At 46.5% G+C, this 20,745-nt stretch carries 18 protein-coding genes; 12 read left to right on the forward strand and 6 right to left on the reverse strand.

All coding sequences use genetic code 11. From position 1 onward, the window contains the following. Positions 1–584: 584 nt before the first annotated feature. Complete coding sequence (gene mgtA / locus AB9R92_RS09995; RefSeq protein WP_370669305.1) at positions 585–3,107, forward strand: magnesium-translocating P-type ATPase; 2,523 nt, start codon at positions 585–587, stop codon at positions 3,105–3,107. A 162-nt stretch (positions 3,108–3,269) separates the two neighbouring features. On the opposite strand, the gene AB9R92_RS10000 is transcribed toward mgtA, so the two are convergent. Continuing rightward, positions 3,270–4,007 (reverse strand): ZIP family metal transporter, encoded by a 738-nt coding sequence (locus tag AB9R92_RS10000; RefSeq protein ID WP_370669306.1) that lies wholly within the window; start codon positions 4,005–4,007, stop codon positions 3,270–3,272. 560 nt (positions 4,008–4,567) lie between these two features. Between AB9R92_RS10000 and AB9R92_RS10005 the strand changes: the two genes are divergently transcribed. From AB9R92_RS10005 to AB9R92_RS10015, 3 genes are all read left to right on the forward strand, one after another. Further along, entirely contained in the window at positions 4,568–4,999 is a 432-nt protein-coding gene (locus tag AB9R92_RS10005; protein WP_370669307.1) for an Hsp20/alpha crystallin family protein, read from the forward strand. Positions 5,000–5,583: 584 nt separating this feature from the next. Next, a complete protein-coding gene (locus tag AB9R92_RS10010; protein ID WP_370669308.1) occupies positions 5,584–6,516 on the forward strand; it encodes a DUF6612 family protein in 933 nt (310 codons plus the stop codon). Positions 6,517–6,599: 83 nt separating this feature from the next. Further along, complete coding sequence (locus AB9R92_RS10015; RefSeq protein ID WP_370669309.1) at positions 6,600–7,247, forward strand: class D sortase; 648 nt, start codon at positions 6,600–6,602, stop codon at positions 7,245–7,247. A gap of 266 nt (positions 7,248–7,513) precedes the next feature. Here AB9R92_RS10015 and AB9R92_RS10020 read toward each other — a convergent pair whose 3' ends face one another. Genes AB9R92_RS10020 through AB9R92_RS10030 form a run of 3 tightly spaced genes read right to left on the reverse strand, consistent with a single transcriptional unit; the run spans position 7,514 to position 9,394 of the window. Further along, entirely contained in the window at positions 7,514–8,281 is a 768-nt protein-coding gene (locus AB9R92_RS10020) for an ABC transporter permease (RefSeq protein WP_370669310.1), read from the reverse strand. Further along, entirely contained in the window at positions 8,278–9,168 is an 891-nt protein-coding gene (locus AB9R92_RS10025; protein WP_370669311.1) for an ABC transporter ATP-binding protein, read from the reverse strand. The genes AB9R92_RS10020 and AB9R92_RS10025 overlap by 4 nt, the downstream gene beginning before the upstream one ends. Further along, complete coding sequence (locus tag AB9R92_RS10030; RefSeq protein WP_370669312.1) at positions 9,143–9,394, reverse strand: PLDc N-terminal domain-containing protein; 252 nt, start codon at positions 9,392–9,394, stop codon at positions 9,143–9,145. Before AB9R92_RS10030 ends, AB9R92_RS10025 begins: the two co-directional genes overlap by 26 nt. Positions 9,395–9,574: 180 nt before the next feature. Between AB9R92_RS10030 and AB9R92_RS10035 the strand changes: the two genes are divergently transcribed. The 3 genes from AB9R92_RS10035 to AB9R92_RS10045 all read left to right on the forward strand — a co-directional run bounded on the left by AB9R92_RS10035 (position 9,575) and on the right by AB9R92_RS10045 (position 11,132). Beyond that, complete coding sequence (locus AB9R92_RS10035; RefSeq protein ID WP_370669313.1) at positions 9,575–10,093, forward strand: helix-turn-helix domain-containing protein; 519 nt, start codon at positions 9,575–9,577, stop codon at positions 10,091–10,093. A gap of 154 nt (positions 10,094–10,247) precedes the next feature. After that, on the forward strand, positions 10,248–10,718 hold the full coding sequence (locus tag AB9R92_RS10040) for a peptide-methionine (S)-S-oxide reductase (RefSeq protein WP_370669314.1): 471 nt from the start codon (positions 10,248–10,250) through the stop codon (positions 10,716–10,718). Positions 10,719–10,739: 21 nt separating this feature from the next. After that, complete coding sequence (locus AB9R92_RS10045; RefSeq protein ID WP_370669315.1) at positions 10,740–11,132, forward strand: ion channel; 393 nt, start codon at positions 10,740–10,742, stop codon at positions 11,130–11,132. Positions 11,133–11,190: 58 nt separating this feature from the next. On the opposite strand, the gene AB9R92_RS10050 is transcribed toward AB9R92_RS10045, so the two are convergent. After that, complete coding sequence (locus AB9R92_RS10050; RefSeq protein WP_370669316.1) at positions 11,191–12,021, reverse strand: SDR family oxidoreductase; 831 nt, start codon at positions 12,019–12,021, stop codon at positions 11,191–11,193. A 241-nt stretch (positions 12,022–12,262) separates the two neighbouring features. Between AB9R92_RS10050 and AB9R92_RS10055 the strand changes: the two genes are divergently transcribed. The 5 genes from AB9R92_RS10055 (at position 12,263) to AB9R92_RS10075 (ending at position 20,191) form a co-directional block, all read left to right on the forward strand. Continuing rightward, positions 12,263–13,597 carry a hypothetical protein gene (locus AB9R92_RS10055; RefSeq protein ID WP_370669317.1) on the forward strand — a complete coding sequence of 445 codons (1,335 nt, stop codon included), beginning with the start codon at positions 12,263–12,265 and terminating at the stop codon, positions 13,595–13,597. Positions 13,598–13,862: 265 nt separating this feature from the next. Continuing rightward, positions 13,863–14,435: an MEDS domain-containing protein gene (locus AB9R92_RS10060; protein WP_370669318.1), complete on the forward strand. Its 573-nt coding sequence runs from the start codon at positions 13,863–13,865 to the stop codon at positions 14,433–14,435. Between the two features lie 162 nt (positions 14,436–14,597). Beyond that, positions 14,598–15,473 carry a GAF domain-containing protein gene (locus AB9R92_RS10065; protein ID WP_370669319.1) on the forward strand — a complete coding sequence of 292 codons (876 nt, stop codon included), beginning with the start codon at positions 14,598–14,600 and terminating at the stop codon, positions 15,471–15,473. A 201-nt stretch (positions 15,474–15,674) separates the two neighbouring features. Further along, positions 15,675–17,105: a cardiolipin synthase gene (cls, locus tag AB9R92_RS10070; RefSeq protein ID WP_370670090.1), complete on the forward strand. Its 1,431-nt coding sequence runs from the start codon at positions 15,675–15,677 to the stop codon at positions 17,103–17,105. Between the two features lie 323 nt (positions 17,106–17,428). Beyond that, complete coding sequence (locus AB9R92_RS10075) at positions 17,429–20,191, forward strand: ATP-binding protein (protein ID WP_370669320.1); 2,763 nt, start codon at positions 17,429–17,431, stop codon at positions 20,189–20,191. 182 nt (positions 20,192–20,373) lie between these two features. Here AB9R92_RS10075 and AB9R92_RS10080 read toward each other — a convergent pair whose 3' ends face one another. After that, the gene (locus AB9R92_RS10080; RefSeq protein ID WP_370669321.1) at positions 20,374–20,730 is read right to left on the reverse strand and encodes a response regulator transcription factor; all 357 of its coding nucleotides are present in this window, start codon (positions 20,728–20,730) and stop codon (positions 20,374–20,376) included. Positions 20,731–20,745: the final 15 nt, after the last annotated feature.

The following is a 20,745-nucleotide window of genomic DNA, read 5'->3' on the forward strand; positions in this document are numbered from 1 at the left end:
AAACTGCAGCAGAAACGTGAACATCCAACTTTATCATTTTTGCTGAGAAGACTCCCACCTCTAAGCGAAATGAAAGTGGAGAGAAATCAGCACAGACGATAAATTGAGAATTCCGGGTGAAATGACATAATCTACAACAATCTTAATAAGAGATAGCCAAGGGCCGGCTGTCACATAGTTTGACCAATCTCGTTTATAAAATATCGTTGATGATAATCGCAATCACGATAAAAATGGTTAGAAAGAACATTAACTTAAGCCAAAACGATGGTTCGATCTTGTGCATACAAGTTCCTCCTTTTCCTATATAAGAAAACTGGCATTAAAATGTGAGGGTGCAGGAGTTCCGGAAACTTTCCGGACGATTCGCAATAATTCTTGCATAAGAAATTCTATAAAACAGTTGAGCACTTAATCGAAACCGGATTAAGTGCTTTTTGCGATTACAGAAAATCTCCAGCAGATTTCAAAAGTAATTTCTATTTATTTACCAGAACGCTTGATAGTAGTTTATAATATGGACAAAATAAAGTTAATAGAAATTTCAGAAATTTATTTATATGTCGTGAAAAGGGGACGACTTTATGCGGAGAATTCCAACATCCAGCTATTGGAGCGCGCACATAACAGATATCCTGGATGATTTGCAGTCAAGCTACGATGGAATAACAGAGGAAGAAGCTGGAAAAAGACTGAAAGAATATGGAGAAAACCTAGTCCGGGATGAGAGGAAAACGGCTCGGTTCCTTATGCTCCTGAGCCAATTCAAAAGTCCGATTATCATCATTTTGATCGCGGCAACTATTATTTCGGCAGCTACGGGAGATTGGGTCGACTCCACAATCATTTTAGTCATCATTCTGGCGAGCGCGACTTTGAGTTTTTTTCAGGAGTACAGCGCCAGTAAAGCGTTGGAAGAATTGAGGGCGAAAGTTCAAGTCAAATCTGTCGTTTTGCGGAATGGGCTGGAAAAAGAGATTGCTTCAAAAGAAGTGGTTCCAGGAGATATCTTGAAAGTTTCAACCGGCAGCCTTATCCCCTCGGACGGCCTCGTGCTGGAAGCCGAGAATTTTTTCGTCAACCAGTCATTATTGACCGGCGAGTCGATGCCAGCTGAAAAACGCCCTGGCCTTGTTCATGAAAACGCCACTTTGGAAGAACGAACGAACTGCGTATTCACCGGGACCAACGTCCAAAGCGGCAGTGCTGTCATTTTGGCTATCCAAACAGGCGAGGCGACGGAGTTTGGGCAGATTGCCAAGAAATTGACTTTGCGCTCCCCTGAAACCGATTTCGAGAAAGGCATTCGCCACTTTGGGTACTTGCTGACCAAAATCATGCTGACGCTGACCTTGGCGGTTTTTGCCATTAACGTTTTATTGGAACGGCCAGTTCTTGAAGCACTGCTGTTTTCAGTCGCCATTGCAGTCGGCATTACTCCGCAGCTTTTGTCTGCCATTATCAGCATTACTTTATCCCAAGGGTCCAAGAGCATGGGCAGAGAAGGGGTGATTGTCCGTCGCTTAACGGCCATCGAGAATTTGGGAAGCATGGATGTTTTATGTACCGACAAAACAGGGACGCTGACTGAAGGGGCGATTCGTCTTGACGGGACGGTCGATCCAATGGGCCAGCCTTCTGAAAATGTGTTTAAGCTGGCTTATGTCAATGCATCGCTGCAGTCAGGAATGAAAAATGCGCTGGATGAAACAATTATCAGTTCGAAAAAAATGGACCTGGGATCGATACGATTGATAGACGAAATTCCATATGATTTTTCGCGCAAGCGCTTGAGTGTAGTGGTCCTTGAGAATTCCGAGGCGGCTATTGTGACAAAAGGAGCGTTGAACCAAGTGCTGGAAATTTGCACACAAGTTCAAATGGGCGATTATCAGCAAGCTCTGGATCCGAAGGCATTGGAAGATATTCAAAGCCGCTATGAATCGTGGGGCAATCAAGGGTTCCGTGTGCTGGGAGTAGCCCGGAAATCAGTGGCCATAGAGGAAGAATACGGGACAGAAGCAGAAAGTGGGATGGTCTTCACGGGATTCCTGCTGTTTTTTGACCATCCCAAAAAAGGTATTTCAAAGACCATCCAGAATTTGGAGGTCAACGGAGTCAGTTTGCGCATCATTACAGGGGACAATAAATGGATTGCTTTGCATACGGCAAAATCAGTGGGGCTTCATGTCGATGGAATCTTGACAGGACACGATTTGATGCAAATGAACGAAGGCGCTTTGTTGAACAAATTGGGAAAGACTACGATTTTTGCTGAAGTCGACCCTAATCAAAAAGAGCGAATCATTCTGGCTTTCAAGAAAAAGCAGCATGTTGTCGGGTATATGGGAGACGGCATCAATGATATACCGGCCATCCATGCGTCGGATGTCAGCATATCGGTAGACAATGCGGTGGACATTGCCAAAGAATCGGCTGACTTCGTGCTCATGCAAAAAAGCCTCGAAGTATTGAATACAGGCATTGTTTTGGGGCGAACCACTTTCGCTAATACGCTGAAATACATCATGGTCACGACGAGCGCCAACTTCGGCAATATGTTCAGTATGGCGGGTGCCTCTCTGTTCCTGCCGTTTCTCCCGCTGCTTCCTAAACAGATCCTGATGATCAATTTTTTAAGTGATTTTCCCGCGCTTGCCATTGCTAAAGATTCAGTGGATGCAGAAACTCTTAGAAAGCCGCGAAAGTGGGATATCCGGCTGATCCGGAATTTTATGTTCATTTTTGGAATGATCAGCTCGGTTTTCGATTATATTGCATTTTCGATTTTGTTTATAGGCTTCCGTGCAAACCAGGCTGTATTTCAGACCAGCTGGTTCAGCTTTTCCATCTTGACGGAATTGCTCATTCTCATGGTGATGCGGACCCGCTTGCCGTTTTTTAAAAGCCGGCCAGCCCCGATTCTATTGTATTCATCCATCGCAGTGGCATTGATCGCCTATGTCTTTCCGTATCTCCCAATCAACAGGCTATTGCGTATCGAGCCAGTCGATCCATGGATTACTTTGGCGTTAATCGGCACCGCGTTTTTGTATATCATTGTCACCGAGATTGCGAAATATCATTTTTTCCGCGCTCACAGTTAATTGGGTGAATCTCAAACATTCCCCAGCAGGTTTGGTTTTCACAGTGAGAGCGGCCAGAAAGAAACCGGCTTGCGCCTTACGAGGGGGGCAGATACTCGAATTGCTAACCGAGGAAATCAGAAAATAGCTGTGATGTGGCATTTTTATTGCCTTTTTGCTTGTTCATCTCAGCAATAAGGTAATAAAAACACCAATGGCCGTTAGCAGTCCTACGACAGGCCCGCCCTTTTCGTGAGCTTCCGGCATCATCGTCGAAGCAATCATCGCAGTGATAGCGCCAGCAGCAAATGAGGAGATGATGGCTTGTGTGGATTCAGAGGCCGATTCCAGCAATGAATAGCCCAAGACGGTGCTCAAGGTGGAAGCCATGAGTACGGCAATCCACATGAAAACCACTTTTTTTGTGGCATATCCCGCTTTTTTCAACCCGGTCGTGCTCGATATCCCTTCCGGCAAGTTGCTGATGAAAATGGCGGTAATCAATGCGAGTTCCAAATCTCCTGCTTGCGCAATGACGAGTCCGATCATGGCGGATTCCGGGATGGCATCCATGATTGTGCCAATGAATATGGCAAGGCCGGATCCTTCATCTGAACTGGCGGGCTGTTCATTGCCGTGGCCGGACCGTTTGCGATGACTGCCGCCGTTTCTGCTAATAATGATATCGAAGATGGTGAAAATGGCTGCGCCGCCTAAAAACCCTAAAGCGATTGCACCGAGTCCGCTTAACTCCAATGCTTTGCCCAGCAGTTCGAAACTGACCACACCGATTAACGCCCCTGTCCCGAGTGCCATTACATAAGCGATTAACCGGCGCGGAAATGGAATGGCCAACACCAAAACAGCGCCAATTAAATTGGCTGCCCCCGCAATTGCACCCCACAACAAAGCTGTTCCCATGCAACTCATCCCCCGAAGATGAACATTTTCTTGACTCTACCCTTTTTAAACTGAAAATTAACTTACGCTTCCAGTAGCTAAAATACAATCGAATCCAATTGTTTCAAAATTTATATACCATCATTCTGTTCAAGTTTAGTGCCAGCAGTTGCTTGAGGATCATGGAATCGGCTGTTTGCCGAATTCAACATAGGATAATGCCGTTTGGTGCATTCAAGAAGGAATTGAATGCACTGTCCGTTCTACGAAAGAAGTAGCAAAATGGAGTAACGACAAATCGGAAGCACTCATTGGGCAACATCGCTTTTAACTCATACATCGTTGAAAGGGAAAAATAAATAGGATAAAAAATAAGGTTAATCGTTGACTTTTGATATTTATTTGCTATATTTTTATATATAACTGAATATTCAGAAATATATGCACAACTTGCAGAAGTACACTTTCTTTTGTGAGGGGAGGTCCAAGTGAAGCATTCAAAGATTGGGTAGTCATATTTAGCAATTGGCAATGGACAGGTCAAAGCAGCGAAATAATTTATGGAAAGAGGAGACTATACGATGAGAAATTTACTGCCAAGCAAACGTGAACATGTTTTGCCGAGCCTATTCGATAGCGAATTTGGAAACGATTTATTTGACCGCTTTTTTAAGGAGTCGCATTATCCAAAAGTCGATATTAAGGAAGTTAATAATGGTTATGAGCTGAAAATGGACGTGCCTGGTTTCTCTAAGGAAGACATCAAAGTTGAATACCGTGACGGCTATATTGACTTGCAAGGCTCGCGTGAGGAGAGTAAAGAAACGAAAGAAGACGATGGCTACTATATCCGAAAAGAACGGTCCTACGGTTCGTTTAGACGAAGCTTCTATGTAGGCGATATCGATGAAAGCAAAATTCATGGATCGTTCAAGGATGGCATGCTGCAGCTGCAAATTCCAAAAGCGAATGAAGACGAGAATAAAAATCGCAAACAGATCCAGTTGGATTAAATTCCACTTGCACAGTCTAAGCAAACTTAAATTATCAGTGCATGACATAAAGCCGTGTTTGGAAATCTTTAAATTTCCGAACACGGCTTTTGTGCGTCGAGCGGACGAAGTGGTAAATTACGTCGACTTCGCATAGAACCTGCCAAGGAAAAAGCAAGCGTGTCAGGATGGGCGTAAACACAGTGAGTTCTCCACAAATTTACTGCCGGAAATTTCCGCTCGCGTTTCAGTACTTTAAGCAGTGCGTATTCTAGTAAATGTAGTTGCTGCCGACTTTAGTCGATAAAATAGCAAGCGAGTAAAATTGATTGGGCAAGTCATGCTACTTAATGAATTATGAGCTTCATAAACTATGACTTTAAGGTATTTACGCACATCGATAACCAACTTCATAAAATTTGGTCCGCCAGAAACCGTAAGTGAAGTGGATAAGTTTAAATAATTCCCAATAAAATAAAACTATATTCCTGTTTAATTTGAAACAGACAGGGAAAGAGGAACTGTAAGAGGTCAAATTGGAAAGTCCATACATATATGAGAGTTCATCCCGGCTTCTTAATACTCATGAAATAGGATGTGTTTACATGTTGAAAAAAGCGATCCCGGCCTCCTTTGTGACGGTGCTCGCAGTAGGGGCTGCCACTCCGGCTTTGGCCGATGAGATGAGTGCAGTCGATGTACTGCAAAAGTCCAATGAAGCGATGTCATCGCTCGATAGTTACTCCAGCGAAACCACAATGGAAATCACCATGCCGGACCCTGCCACTGGTGAAACGACAACGATCCCGATTCATACGAAAGAAGATGTGACGTTCAATCCGTTTGCGATGCATCAGACGGTCACCACTTCCGGACCTGATGGGGAAGAAGAGACCCTAGAGTCCTACTGGACAGAAGATGGCTTTTACCAGGAAGACCCGATGCAAGGTTGGGTGAAATTGCCGAGTGAACTTTCTGAAGGCTTGGATGAACTGATGGCGATGACCACTGCCGGCGATCAAGTGGCCCAGGCTGAAGCGCTCGGGGAAGATATGTCGGTGGAAGACACGGGAGATGCTTATCAGCTGACCTATGAAGGCGACGGAGAAGCATTGATGGAAGCTGTGATGGCTTCGTTCGAATCCATGATGGGCGAAGAAGATGCGGACATGTCCATGGAAGGCATGATGGAAGAAATCAATTTCAATGAGCTTAGCTACGAAATGACCATCGAAAAAGATACATTCTATTTGACGGATATGTCTATGGATGTAGATATGGACATTTCGGCTGCCGGTGAGAGCTTGAACATGGTTCAAAGCACAAACATGGCGATCAGCAACTTCAACGGCGTAGAGCCGATCACTGTGCCGCAAGATGTGCTGGACAATGCGGTTCCGTTGGAAGGCGTTGGTGAAGAAGGCGGAGAATTGCCGGACACTGCCAGCAACAACCCTTTATATGCCTTCACAGGTATGGGTTTGGCTGCTCTAGGTGCTGGACTGCTTCTGTTCAGAAGACGCACAACGATTCAATAAAAACACAAAAACCGCAGCTCTGCATGCGGTTTTTTGTTCTGAAATGATTTATTTCAATCGAGAGGGAGGTGCAAGCCGGTTTCATGAATAAATTGTATACGATCATTCTTATCGCCGGCCTTGCGATGACAGGCTTTTACGGCTTCCAGTGGTGGCAAAGTGCGCAGGCGGCTGAAACGGTGTCATTGGCTGAGGTCGAAGGATGGAACAGTTCAGCATCAAGCAACATGACGCCGTCCAGTGAGCCTGCTCCCGAAAGCTCTGTTGATCCAGCTCAAGAACCACCGCCCTTAATGAGCAGCAATATGAATAACTATGAGCAAGGTGAAGAAGTCGGCCGATTGGTGATCCCTTCCATTGAAACGGGCTATTCAACTTATTGGGGAGCGGATGAAGCAACGCTCGACCAAGGCGTCGGCATGTACGTGAGTGAGTGGACCACAACGCCCGACCAACAGCGGCATACGGTCTTGAGCGGCCACCGCGATACAGTGTTCACAGGACTGGAAGAGATGAAAAAAGGCGATTCTGTCTTTCTGGAGTATGAAGGGCAGCGCTATGAATACGCAATCGAGAAGATATGGATAACCGATGCTGAGGATCGAACGGTGATTGTGGATAAAAGCGAGGCGACATTAACATTGACCACTTGTTATCCTTTTGATTATATTGGCTATGCCCCAGACCGCTATATTATTCAAGGAAGCCTTGTTGGAATTCAAGAGGTATAAAAAGTCAGGCAGAAAGAAGAGCAGAAACTTCCCGGATTACTTGGAAGTTTCTGCTCTATTTTATTTAATTTTGAGGAATAGAACAGGTGGTGCTTATAGTGAATTGGCTGTATCTTCATAAAAGAAGTTTAGGTAGTAAAACAATTTTTTGATCGGGGTAAAACGACAAGGTGAAATAACATAATTAGAGTAAGGAGCATTTTGGCTTCATTCAACCCTAGCTAATGAACGTTTTTGTTCTATTGCTGTTTATGCTTCTGGACAAGTTATTGTCGATATATATTTTTCTTTGTCAGATACATATTAAATACAATGAATAGTACGCATGATAAGATACTGAAATGATTGACCTCCCGCGCCAGCAACAATTGGTTTTCTGCGACGTTCAAGACACCGCCTGGGGACAGCTGAAACACAAGATGGTTGAATCCTTTAATCAGGATAAAGAAAATGGAGACGGCAATGGTCGTGACCGCGATGAGAATCGGCCCCTTGATGAATACGCTTATCAAAATCGCCAAGCTAATGACGTAGAGAATCCACAGGCTGTACATTAAAAGAAATAACAAGAAATCGGAAAAAGAGAACGGACCGAATAAAAAAATTGTGTAGCCGTAGGAAACGACGGCACCCATGGCAATGGCGAACATGCTGATGAGCCAATGGGCTGTGAGCTTTGACAGCAAGTAAGATGAAATAGAAACCGGACGGGTCAAGATGAAATCCTGCATGCCGCTATTGCGGTCAGCCGCAATGAGCCCCATGAAACTGATGATTAAAATGATAAGGCCGATTTGGTTGAACTGGCCGGAAATGGTCGACAGCAAGACTTCCCCGGAACTCGGCACCGGCCGGTTCGGGTCGATGGTGATGCCATCTGCAGCGCCCATATTTTCGAGGATTACGTCCATATAGTTATTGACCAAGGGTTGGGTGACGCCCAAAATGATGAAAAACAGCGTCAGCCAAATGAATTTGTATTCTTTTGCGGCTTCCGCCAGCTCAGTTCGGGTTAGCGTATAAAAGTTTGTCATGTGTCCGACACCATCTCCAGAAAAATTTCCTCGATCCCTTTTTCATAAAACTCGATGAACGTGACATCCAACTCTTGTGCATCTAAGTCATTGACGACTTTTTTCAAATCAAGTTGTTCCGTACCTGTTAAAAGGAAAGCGGTAGGTGAAAGGATTTCGATATGCGCCACACCATCACCGGCCAATGTGCTGCTTGCTGGTGGAATTTTCGCGGTCTTCACCAAAACTTGTGTGCGGTCGGCCTGCTGAAATTGACTGTCGATAGTTCCGGCGATTGCACCATCTTTGATGACGATGTAGCGATCGCAAAACTCACTGGCATCATCCAGGATATGCGTGGAAATGATGATGGTCGTCCGTTTCTTCAAGCGGGCGATCAATTTCTTCACTTCGATTCGGCCGATCGGATCGAGAGCTGAGACCGGTTCATCCAAAATCAGCAATTGCGGCTTGTGCAAAATGGCTTGGGCGATTCCGAGCCGCTGTTTCATGCCGCCGGATAATTGTTCCACTTTATAGCCCTCTTTATCCTTCAGTCCAACTTCCTCCAGTACTGCGGGGATAGTTTTTTGTAAAAATGCCGCATCCAGCCCAGATAGCTTTCCGAAGAAACGAAGCGATTCCCCGCAACTCATCCACGGCTTGAAGTCCGTGTGCTGGGACAAATAGCCGATGTGCTGCTTATGTTGTGCGATGGGTTCGGAACGAAACGTGATATCCCCTTGTTCATAGTGCAAAACGCCGGTCATGCATTTGATGAGCGTTGTTTTGCCAGCTCCGTTTGGCCCTAATAAGCCAATGCATTCCCCTTGCTCAATCGTAAAAGAGATATCGTTCAAGATTTTTCGTTTTTTAATCGTCTTATGAAGCTTGTCGACTGTAATCATGGCGAATGACCTTCCTTCCGATGACCAGATACAAAATCGGCCCTAATGAATGGAATAATAAGATAGCGGCGAGCCACATATACGGTGCCGCAATCCGGTCTTTCCGCTTGAACCAGTCGTAAAGCGCGACGCCAATGAGCAATAAGTTGAAAATGATAATGGGCAAGGCGAATGGAAGAATCCGTGCCCAATCGATTTCCAGTAAAGCAGTAATGTCGGTATTCATTTTTATCACCCTTTCTGTTATCATTATCGATAATGATAACAGAAACGTCAACTACTTTATTTCCCGTTAAGGTTTTCAGTCTACACTCTGCGGCCAGATAGATATTCGACGGAAGTTGGTAAATTGCCCGGAAGAATATATAATAGCTAACTAAGCGCACATAAAAAGGGGACGTTGCACATGGAATTCGATTTATTTAAAAACCAAGTCAGGTTTAAAATAGCTTTGGAATTGATCGATGTTGATGAGGGCTTGTCGATCCTGCAGCTGAATAAACTATTGAAAGAAGTGTCGCAAGCTACTTTGTACAGACACGTGAATTCCATGGTGGAAGATGATTTGCTGAAAGTGGTGGGCATAAACCGCAGCGGGAAAGTGGAAGAAAAACTCTATGCGCTGAACACGCAAGCTTATAAAGTGAGCCAGGAAGACTGGCAGTCGGCCACTTATAGCGAGAGAATACGCTTTATCACTTACTACTTCATGTATATTATTCAAACTTATAAAAACTATCATGAACGCAGCATGAGTGAGCGGGCTGCGGATCAATCGACATTTTCTTTAGCGAAACTAAATTTAACAGACGATTCCTTTGCCGATTTTCAGTCGGAGCTTAGTTCATTAATGGAAAAATATTATCACCTGGAAGAGTCGGAAGAAGGAGCGGATCGAACGGTTGCGATGGTGATTATTCCTTAATCAATTTGTTCATTGCGGAAAAGCCAATGACAACGATTAATATGTTAAAAGTGTGCCGCTCCCACCAATGTGGTTCTTACAACTAGGGTGGGTTACGTGCTTAAAGATTGGCTGAATTGAATTCGATTTATTGCAAATGAAAGGGAGTGTCGAAATGGAAATCGTTTATTTTGCAGGCGGATGCTTATGGGGCGTACAGGCGTTCATCAAAACCTTGCCGGGTGTCGAATTGACCGAAGCAGGACGTGCGAACGGCGAGACGCACTCGCTAGAAGGCGAGTACGACGGCTATGCGGAATGCGTCAAAACCACATTCGATCCTTCGCGCGTCTCGGTCCAGGAACTGATGGGGTATTTCTTTGAAATCATCGACCCGTATAGCGTCAATAAACAAGGCGAGGATGTCGGCGAGAAATACAGGACCGGCGTCTATAGCGAAAACCCAGCCCACTTAACGGCGGCGAAAGCCTTCATTAATGAACGATCGGATGCAGCACGCATCGCGGTCGAAGTCTTGCCGCTCGAAAATTACGTAGCGAGTGCAGCAGAGCATCAGGACCGTTTGGACAGATGCCCCGATGATTATTGCCATATCCCCACAGCTTTATTGACCAAGTATGCGTAAAGAAAAGAGCGTGAGCAACGGATGATTTCACTTCTATTGACTTTAAGGCGCTTGCTGTCGGCCATTTACCGCATTGGCAAAGAGCCGCTGTTCAGGACCTTGCTGCTGACTTTGGCGTTCATCGTGCTGTCAGGGACCTTGTTCTATTATCAAATAGAGGGATGGGCCTTGTTTGATGCTTTTTACTTCGCGTTCGTCAGCCTGATCCCGACTAGTCTCGAGACCGGCCTTGTCCCGACGGGCAATTTGAGTAAAGCCTTTACGATGATTTATTTGGCCGTCGGCGTCGGTGTGATGGTCATGGTGTTAATTCGCTTGGGCTATGCAGTTTTAAAATTAGAGCGGCCCGAGCAGCTGGCCGTGAAGGCAAACCAAGCAAAGTCTACACCGAAACAGAAAACCAAAGAGAACTAGCAAAGAACCCCAAACGGGCTGCTGTTGAAAGCGGCCCGTTCGGGGTTCTTTTGTAATCTTATTGTTCTTTTGTCGTCGTTTTTTTCCAGCTGTCGTCCATGACCATTTTGCCCGGCCATGTGTAAGCGGTGAGGCCACCGTCGACGACGATGTCTTGGCCCGTCAAATAAGAGCTGTCGCTTGAGACGAGGAACAATACCGTTGTTGCGATTTCCTTCGGCAAGCCGAGGCGCCCTAAAGGAGCGAGCCATCTATTGCTTTCCCTGAACTCGCGGCCGGCTTCTTCCTCTTTCGAACCGGCGAGTTCATCGATGAGCGGCGTTTCAATCGTGCCGGGGGAGACGGAATTGGCGCGAATGCCGGATCTTCCGTATTCGATGGCAATGGATTTCGTGAAGTTGATGATGCCGCCTTTCGCAGCATTATAGCCTGAGCGGTCCAAGTCGGCAAAGCTGCCGGACATGGAAGCGTTATTGACGATTGCTCCGCCATTGTCCATCATGAGCGGGATGAAGTACTTGCTCATCAAGAACGTGCCGCGCAAGTCCGTAGCCGTGATGTCATCAAACAAATCGACCGGGTACTCGTGCACTTTGCCGCCTTCCTGGTCAATGCCGGCATTATTGAACAACGCATAGACCGTCCCGTATTGTTCTTTCACCTGGTCGGCAAAAGAAGTGACATCCTCTTCCTTGGCGATATTGACTTGGAAGCTTTTCGCCGTGCCGCCGCTGTCATTGATTTTGGCGACCGTTTCCTGCAATTCCTCTTCTTTAATATCCGCAAGCAGGACGATGGCGCCTTCTTCGGCAAACACTTCTGCTGTCGCTTTCCCGATGCCTGTCGCCGCGCCTGTAATGACGGTCACTTTATCTTGTAATTTACCCATGTTCTATTCCTCCTCTATATAGTATGTTCTTGAAAATCCTCTTATCTAACCGGCCGCAATCTGTTACCGGAATCTTCCTTTTAATAATCGATACTTTATCTTAAGTACCACCTCAAATGTGCAATAAACCGGCTTTTCCGATGTAACCGCTTAACAGTTGTAAACTTTTTTTTGAAAATGTGATCTAAATTCAAACCCACTCCGTTGAGCTTATAAGAAAACAAAACAGAGGAGTGGTTAGATGAAAATGAAAAAGCTTTTACTGCCAGTAGTAGGTGCATCGCTGTTAGTTCCGGGAATCGGTTCTACCGTGATGGCGGCTGAGGAAACTCCGCCGACGGAAACGACAGGCGTCGAACTTCGCGCGACATTGGATTCGCTATTGTCTGAGCATTATGCGCTTGCGGTGGACTCCATGATGAAAATCTATGATGGCGACGAAGCAGCAGAGGAAGCCATGGCTGCACTCGATGAAAACGCGGCCGATATGGAACCGGTCATCGCTTCCGTTTACGGGGAAGATGGCGGAGCGGCTTTCGTCGAGATTTTCGATAAGCACAATATGGGAACGGATGATTACGCAGCGGCCGTGAAAGCGGATGACGCAGCGATGCAACAGGAAGCATTGGATCAAATCCAATCGTTTGTCGATGAAATGGGCGAATTCCTCGGTACGGCAACAGAAGGCAATCTTCCGGAAGACGGTGCCACGTCCGCGCTTCGTGAACACGAAGATTACGTGCAAGATACGTTTGATCTTTATGTAGAAGGCGAGTACGAAGCTGCTTACACCATGTATTTGGAAGGTTTCACACAAATCTTCGGTGCGGGCAGTGCCATCAGCGGAGCGATTTCTGCTCAATTCCCGGATCAGTTTTCTGACCCGAACACGCCAGCCGGCGACTTCCGTTCAACAGTTAACCGCATTGCAGCAGAACACTTTGCCCTTGCGCAATTGAGCATGGCAAAAGGCTTCAACGGTTCAGCTGACTTCGATTTCGTCAACTGGGCTCAAGATCAGAACACAGAAGAGTTCCGCTCAGCGCTAGCTTCAGTTTACGGTGAAGAAGCGAGCAACCAGTTTGTCGAACTATGGAATAACGAACACATCGCTGTCCAAGGCGACTTGGCAAATGCCACAGCTTCAGAAGATGAGCAGGCAAAAGAGCAAGCCGTTTCCACTTTGACAAGCACATTTGCGACAGACCTTGGCACATTCTTGAATAAAGCCACAGAAGACCGCATGCCGTTGGATGAAACGATTGCCGGCGTAGAAGCGCACGAACAATCCGTTGTGGACACTTTCCAACAATACGTTGATGGCGACTATGCCGCGTCATATGACACATACCGCACAGGCTATGCGATCATGTTCGATATCGGGAAAGGATTGAGCGGCGCAATCGTCGACCAATTCCCAGAGAACTTCGAGAACACAGCCCCTGACAAAATGCCGTCAACAGGATTCGGCGGCATGTCGGGCCAATCCAATACATTAATTTTGTGGATAGCACTCAGCACATTGATCTTCATGGCAGCTGGAACACTGACGTATCGTCAAACTAAAAAACAATAACGTAATATTGTAGAGAAAGGGCCAAGTGCTCTTTCTTTTTTTTTTTTGCTAGAATTTCCTCTCTAATATTTTTTGTATAAGAAAAAAAGCCATATATGTAGTGCATACCGTCCGGGTTGGCGGGAATAGAAAAGAATAACAGCAGAAAAGTACAGAGCAATGGTATAATTTGATGGAAAGAAAGCTGTTTTTCCCGATTCTCTAATCTGTCGGGTAGTGAACTTCTTTTTTGGCAGAAATCGCACAGAGAAAGAAGGTAGATCGCTTGAAAAATAAGATGGATCAATTGCTTGAAAGCCAACGCAATGTTCACGTATTGTATGCTTTCGATGGCACCGAAAATTACACAAAGCAACTATTGAATTATATAAATGAAGGAATCCATGCAGGCGACTACATTTTAATCGTGGAAAATGAACGAATGACACGGGAACTAAAGCAGCATATGGGTAAAGAGCATACCGAGAAACAACTGGAAAAGGTGCATTTCGTCAATAGCCTCCATTTCTATTGGTCGAGTGGAAGCTACCATCCGCCTGCCATTCATGACTATTTCACCAAAACGGTAGCGCCTTATATTGAAAACAACTTAAGCTTTCGCTCGTGGGCGCATGTAGAATGGGAAAGCGTGAAAGAGCCGCTCTTCCTTATAGAAGATTTTGAAAAAATTGCAGACCGCGCAGTGGACGAATATAACTTTCCATTGGTTTGCGCGTACGAAAAAAAGAAGATGCCTCATCATTTGACGAAAAGTTTGATGGAAACCCATCCCTATGTCTTGTTGGAAGATGAACTGATTGCCTCGCCCCAGTACCAATCCGTATCAAGCCAGGCTTGAGCCTGGTTTTTCATTTATCCTGAAAACTTCAGGCTGCACCGTTTTCGTCGAGTCTCTTAGTGCCAGAAAGCCTGTATATTGCAATCGAAGAACTGCTTATAGTATCGTTAAGAAAAGTGTGCCAATTTTTGCCTTGGACACTCCCCATAGAGGAGGGATCATATGCAACATCAGACAATCAGTCCTTCCAGGAAATTTCAGAACTTCAGTGATGCAGCCAATCAGATTTTGACTATGTTGAGCAAGCAAATGGACATCAACACACTCTTTATTGCTGAAAATGACGGAAAAACCAATACCATCAAGAAGGCGTTCAATAGAAATGAAGAATTGGTAATAGAAGATAGCCAGTCACCACTAGACCAGACCTTCTGCAGCCTCGCAATCAACTACGGACAGGAGCCCTTATTGATTGAAGACATTTCGAAAGATGAAAGCGCAGGCGAGCTGCCGATTGCCTCGCAATTCGGAAACGGCGCGTTCATCGGCATTCCGATCTATTACGAGAGCGGGGAAGTGTACGGCACGATTTGCGGCTTGGACAAGCATCCGGTTTCGTTTACGGAAGAACAGCAAAAGATGTTTGAAACCATGTCTTCATTGCTGAGCTATATATTGGAACTCGACAAAGCCCAAAAGGAAATCCAGGCTTTGACGTCGCCGCTTGTGCCTTTGTCGGACGAGATTTCGATTTTGCCGATCATTGGCCACATTACGCTCGAACGCGCTTATCAGCTGATCGATGACGTCGTGCTGAAAGCAAGCGAAGGGATCGATTTCCTGATCTTGGATTTCTCGGGCATTACGCAAATCGACCCGCGCATCGAAGAGCCTTTGCTGGATTTGATCAAAGCCTTGAAGATCATGGGAATCACCCCGATCATCACCGGTATCTTGCCGACGATGGCAATGAAAGTCCCGCATTTCGCCCATTCCCTGAAAGGCGAGCGAATGGAAGCGACATTGAAGATTGCCATTGAACAGCTCGGTTTTGCTTTGGTCCAAAAAAATGCATACGGAACCGCCGTCTCGAAATAAGCGGCCCGATAATAAACATGGAAACCCTGGATGAAGCCGTTTTTAGCGGAATCATCCGGGGTTCGTTTGTTTACCCTTATAGAAAGGCGTTAAAATCGTAAGCCGCAGGGTATTACACAAAGACAAGCTTTCTTGAACCATGGAGAGGGACACGACGAAGCATGAGGAGGAATCGCAATTTCATTCGAATGGCTCAGCACGATAAGCAATATTTTCATTGTCATCAATGTGGTATTGGCATTTTTCATTTTATTTTTTGAACGGAAAACGGCTTCTTCGGCATGGGCATGGATCTTGGTCCTGTTCTTTATCCCGATTCTCGGCTTTGTGCTGTATTTATTGTTCGGGAAATCCTTAAGGCGCAGCCGGCTGAACCGGCCGGTTGCTTATGAGAACCGGGATTTTACGGATCTGAAAGACCGCCAGCTTGCGGAAATGAAATCGAGAAGCTTCCAGCCGCCATCGGCACTTGAAGGGAAATGGATGGACATGGTCCAAATGAATGCTGCGAGGACTGATGCGCCTTTGTCGACAGCCGCCGATATTCAAATTTTCAATGATGGCAGGCGGAAGTTCGATGCCTTGTTCGACGATATCCGCGCTGCTGAGAAACATATCCATCTTCAGTATTTCATCCTCAATGACGACGACTTGGGGCGCAGCCTGTTGTCGCTGCTGATTGAAAAGGCGCAACAAGGCATAAAAGTGCTGGTTTTGTACGATGATTTGGGATCGAGCAGCCTGCCGAAGCATTTTTTTGATGCATTCCACCGGGCAGGGGGCAAATCGGCTGCGTTTTTGCCGGCCATGCTGGCGAGCATCAATCCCCGGCTCAATCACCGAAACCACCGGAAGCTGGTTGTCATCGACGGTCGTATCGGCTATACCGGCGGCTTTAATGTCGGCGATGAATACATCGGCAAGAAAAAAGAGTTCGGCTATTGGCGCGATACGCATTTGCGCATTGAAGGGCACGCGGTGCATTCCCTGCAAAACCGGTTCTTTATCGACTGGAATCAGGCCGCTGAGAAATATCCGATGAAGTACGCGGAAACCTATTTCCCGAAAATGGATCATCCGTCTGGCGTCCCGATGCAAATGGTGGCAAGCGGACCCTTGGAAACGCATGAAGACATCAAGAACGGCTATTTAAAGCTGATCCATCATGCCCGTGAATCGATTTACTTGCAAACGCCTTATTTCATTCCGGATAAATCCATCATGGATGCGTTAAGGACCGCGGCGCTCGGCGGAGTGGACGTGCAGCTGATGATCCCGCATTTGGCGGATCATCTCTTTGTCCATTCGGCAACGATGTCCTTTGCGCGCGAATTACTCGAAGACGGCGTCAAAGTCTATAGCTATCAAAACGGGTTTCTGCACGCCAAAACGCTCGTTGTTGATCAGGAAGCTTATTCGGTCGGTTCAGCCAATATGGACGTCCGCAGCTTTGCCTTGAACTTCGAATTGAATGCCTTCGTTTATGATGCTGGGTCGGCACAGGAAATGGCGAATCTGTTCCTGCAGGACCGCAAGCTCTCTGCCCCACTAACGGAAGCGGACTTCAAGGGCCAACATTGGATGGAAAAAGCCAAACAGGATATTGCGAAACTGGTGTCGCCAATCTTATAAGATTGGCGAGTTTCCTGGCACGACCCCCGAAAAGCTTGAGCCCATGAATGGCTCAAGCTTTTTTGCTGTTGATTAACATCGGCTGATTCAGCGTGAAAAAAAGATTCTATAAATACGAAAAATCGTATACTATGACAGGAGAAGAAATTTTACATTGAAGGTTAAATTTTGAAATTTTTTTATTGCTATATGAAACCAACAAAGAGCTGGGGGCGGACACCGTGCGTAACTCATTGGAAAAAGGCATCAGGCACAAATATCTTCGACTTACATTATCTTCATTGCTTATTTGTTCGCTGCTGATTGCAGGGGTTTATTTTTACATGAACAGCCAGCAGGAAGAGAAGCAGGCAGAATACGACGAACTTACTGAAAAACAGGAAACGCTGCAAGGGCTTTCCGAAGCTTTGAACCAGCTCTTTTTCCGGACAAGGGGATATTACGCTTTTCAAAACCAGGAAGAACTCAGGCTGGCGTATGTTGAATTGGCAATTTTAAAGAGCGCCATTGAAAGGCTGGAAGGGTTATCCATAAGCAGGGAAGAGCAAGAGGAAATTTCTGATTTGGCGACCTTCATCACGACGTTTGAAACCCAAGTATTTCCCCAAGCCATTTCAGCTGTCCAAAACGATGATTACGAGGCTTTAAGAGCGATTTCCAGCGACGGCACCAATGCCACAGTGAATGAATTCGTTGCTTTCGCTGATGAATATAAATCCACTTCCGAAGCAGAATTGGAACAATTGAACGAAGACATGATCAGGCAGTCGGAGAACTTTTCGTTCGCGTTGATTTTATTGTTTATCCTATTGTTCGTCATTACGGCTTTGATCATTTACAGAGCCATGAATGATATCGTCAAGCCTTTGGAGGGGATGCGCGAGTCCATCGAAGAATTCGGCAACGGCGAGCAAACATCTTATACTCCTCTCGAACGGAAAGACGAGATCGGTTTATTGTCGATGACGTTTTACCGGATGATGAATACCATCCGCAAAAACCAAGAAGACCTCACTTCCCAAAACCAGGCTTTGCTTGCGAACAAAAGCCAGTTGCAGGAAAAGCAGGCAGAACTGCAAGCTGCACTGGAAGAAACGGGGAAGACGAAAGACCGCTTGATCCGCTTCAACGATTTGAACCATGTCCTGTCGTTTACCTTAGATAAACAGAAATTGATAAATGCCACGCTCAAGTACTTTACCGGCACATACGAAATCGATACGGGCGTGTTGTGGCTGCCGGGTTCTGGCGAATACGCGCTGAAGGGCTTCACGGAAAAGATGTTCGAGCAATTCCAGAAGCAGCAAATCCCGTATCTAACGGAGCGCCTGAGAGAAGATGAATCCTTTACAGTCAGAAGGGAGGCGCTGGAGCAAAAGGGCTTTGTGGACGGCCCTGTCTATATCCATGACCTATACGCATCCGTGAAAAATGAGCAGAACGAAGGCATCGCGCTGATCGGCTTGTCGCGCGTCGGAAGAGCCTTCTCAAAAGAGGAGCAAGACGATATCGACGGATTGCTGAAACGCATCCATTTGGCGATCGACCGGATCCAATTGTACGATGCAGCGATTCATGAACGGACATTGAATGAACGCATCGTCAATAACATCAATGAAGGCATCCAGTTCATTGCGAAAAATGGCAGCATGGTGCAGCGCAATGAAACGATGTGCACGATGCTGAGCTGCGGGAATGCTCCGCTGGATGCAGTTATTTCACAAGACATGTGGATCCACCGGATGGCCGAACAAACGACCGAGCCACAAGCGATGGTCGATTTCCTCAGCGCGTGCATCCATGAAAAAGGCAACGAAGCGAAGACCTTCCAATACACGGTCCAGGCTCCTTACGAACGGGTCATCGATGTCTACAGCACCCCGGTCATTGTCGATGGGGAGCGGACGGGGACAATCTTTGTACACCGCGACATTACGAGGGAGCACGAAGTCGACAAGATGAAATCCGAGTTGGTCAGCACTGTCAGCCACGAGCTGCGGACGCCGCTTTCGAGCGTACTGGGCTTTACGGAGCTGCTGCTCAATAAGCAATTGAAACCGGATAAGCAAGTGCGTTATTTGAAAACGATTTATAAAGAAGCGATGCGTTTGACCAATCTGATCAACGATTTTCTGGATCTGCAGCGAATGGAATCCGGGGACCAAGTATACCGGATGGACAAGCTCTCGATGAACGAACTGGTCATTGAAGCGGCGGAAAAATTCAGGACACAGTCGACGCATTCCATCGTGTTGGTTGATGATGCTTCAGAAGTCAAAGTGGAAGGCGACCGGGAGCGTCTCGCTCAAGTCCTGATGAACCTGGTCGGCAATGCCATCAAGTTTTCCCCGGAAGGCGGCAATGTGACAATCTGCATGAAAAACCATGCCAATCATTTGCGCGTGTCGATTCAGGATGAAGGCATTGGCATTCCAGCTGAAGACATTCCGAAGCTGTTTTCCAAATTCCAGCGCATCGACAATAGCTCGCGCCGCAAAATCGGCGGCACCGGCCTTGGTCTTGCGATCTGCCAGGAAATCATCGTCAAGCACGACGGAAAGATTTGGATTGAATCCCAGGAAGGGCAAGGCACGACAATCCATTTTGAGCTGCCGCTTATTGCCGGGCTGCACGATCATGCTGTGCACGAAGGCGCAGAAGAAAATCCGCCTGTGATGATTGTAGAAGACGATATGAGCCTCGCGCTGCTGTTGTCGGAAGAGCTGAAACTCAACGGCTTTAAGGTGATTTACCACACATCACCAAGGGAAGCCTTCAAAGAAGCCAAGCGCACGCCTTTGGTTGGTGCGGTCATAGACATTATGCTCGGCGAGGAACTGAGCGGGTGGGACCTGGTTGATATGATGAAAGAAGACCCGTCGACACGGGATATCCCGATTGTCATTTCTTCCGCACTCGATCCATCGGCTGATGCCAGTAAAATCAGCAAGATCAATCATTACCTGACCAAACCGTATGCCCCGGTGAATTTATCGGAAGTGATGAAGAACCTGCAAAATGGGCAAGAGCAAAACGGCGTCATCTTCTACGCGACATACGGCCTGGACGACGAGCCGGAGAGTTGAGGAATAGTACAGGGAATAAAAAACGACCAGCCCCTAAGTTAGGGGCTGGTCGTTTTTCGTAGCGTTAACTATTTTTTGATTTTACATAAAAATAGAGTGCGAAAGCTTCTCTCATCTCAATTAAGCAATGAACTATCCGAGGCCACGGAAAGCGAGCGGTAAGCTTCGTAGAACACAGTTTATCAGGACACCAAAATATCTTCCACAAGCGCCAATAATTCCATCGGGCTAAACGGTTTGGACATAAAATAATCCGCCCCGTTCAAGATGGCTTTCTCACGGTCCGCGTCCTGTGCTTTCGCTGTCAGCATCAGCACTTTCGTGTCGTTCTCGTCTTTCCTGACTTCCTCGAGCACTTCCATGCCGGTGAGGTAAGGCATCATATAATCGAGCACGACCAAATCGTAGTCATTGGCCCGGATCTTTTCCAGGGCTTCTTTGCCGTCTTCGGCTTCTTCGATCAGGAAGTCATCTTCCAATGTATCCGCGATCAGGATGCGCAAAATGTCTTCGTCATCTGCGACCAATATTTTCTTCATAAGTACCCTCCTTGC

It is taken from the genome of Planococcus sp. SSTMD024 (genome assembly GCF_041320495.1).
Taxonomy (GTDB): domain Bacteria; phylum Bacillota; class Bacilli; order Bacillales_A; family Planococcaceae; genus Planococcus.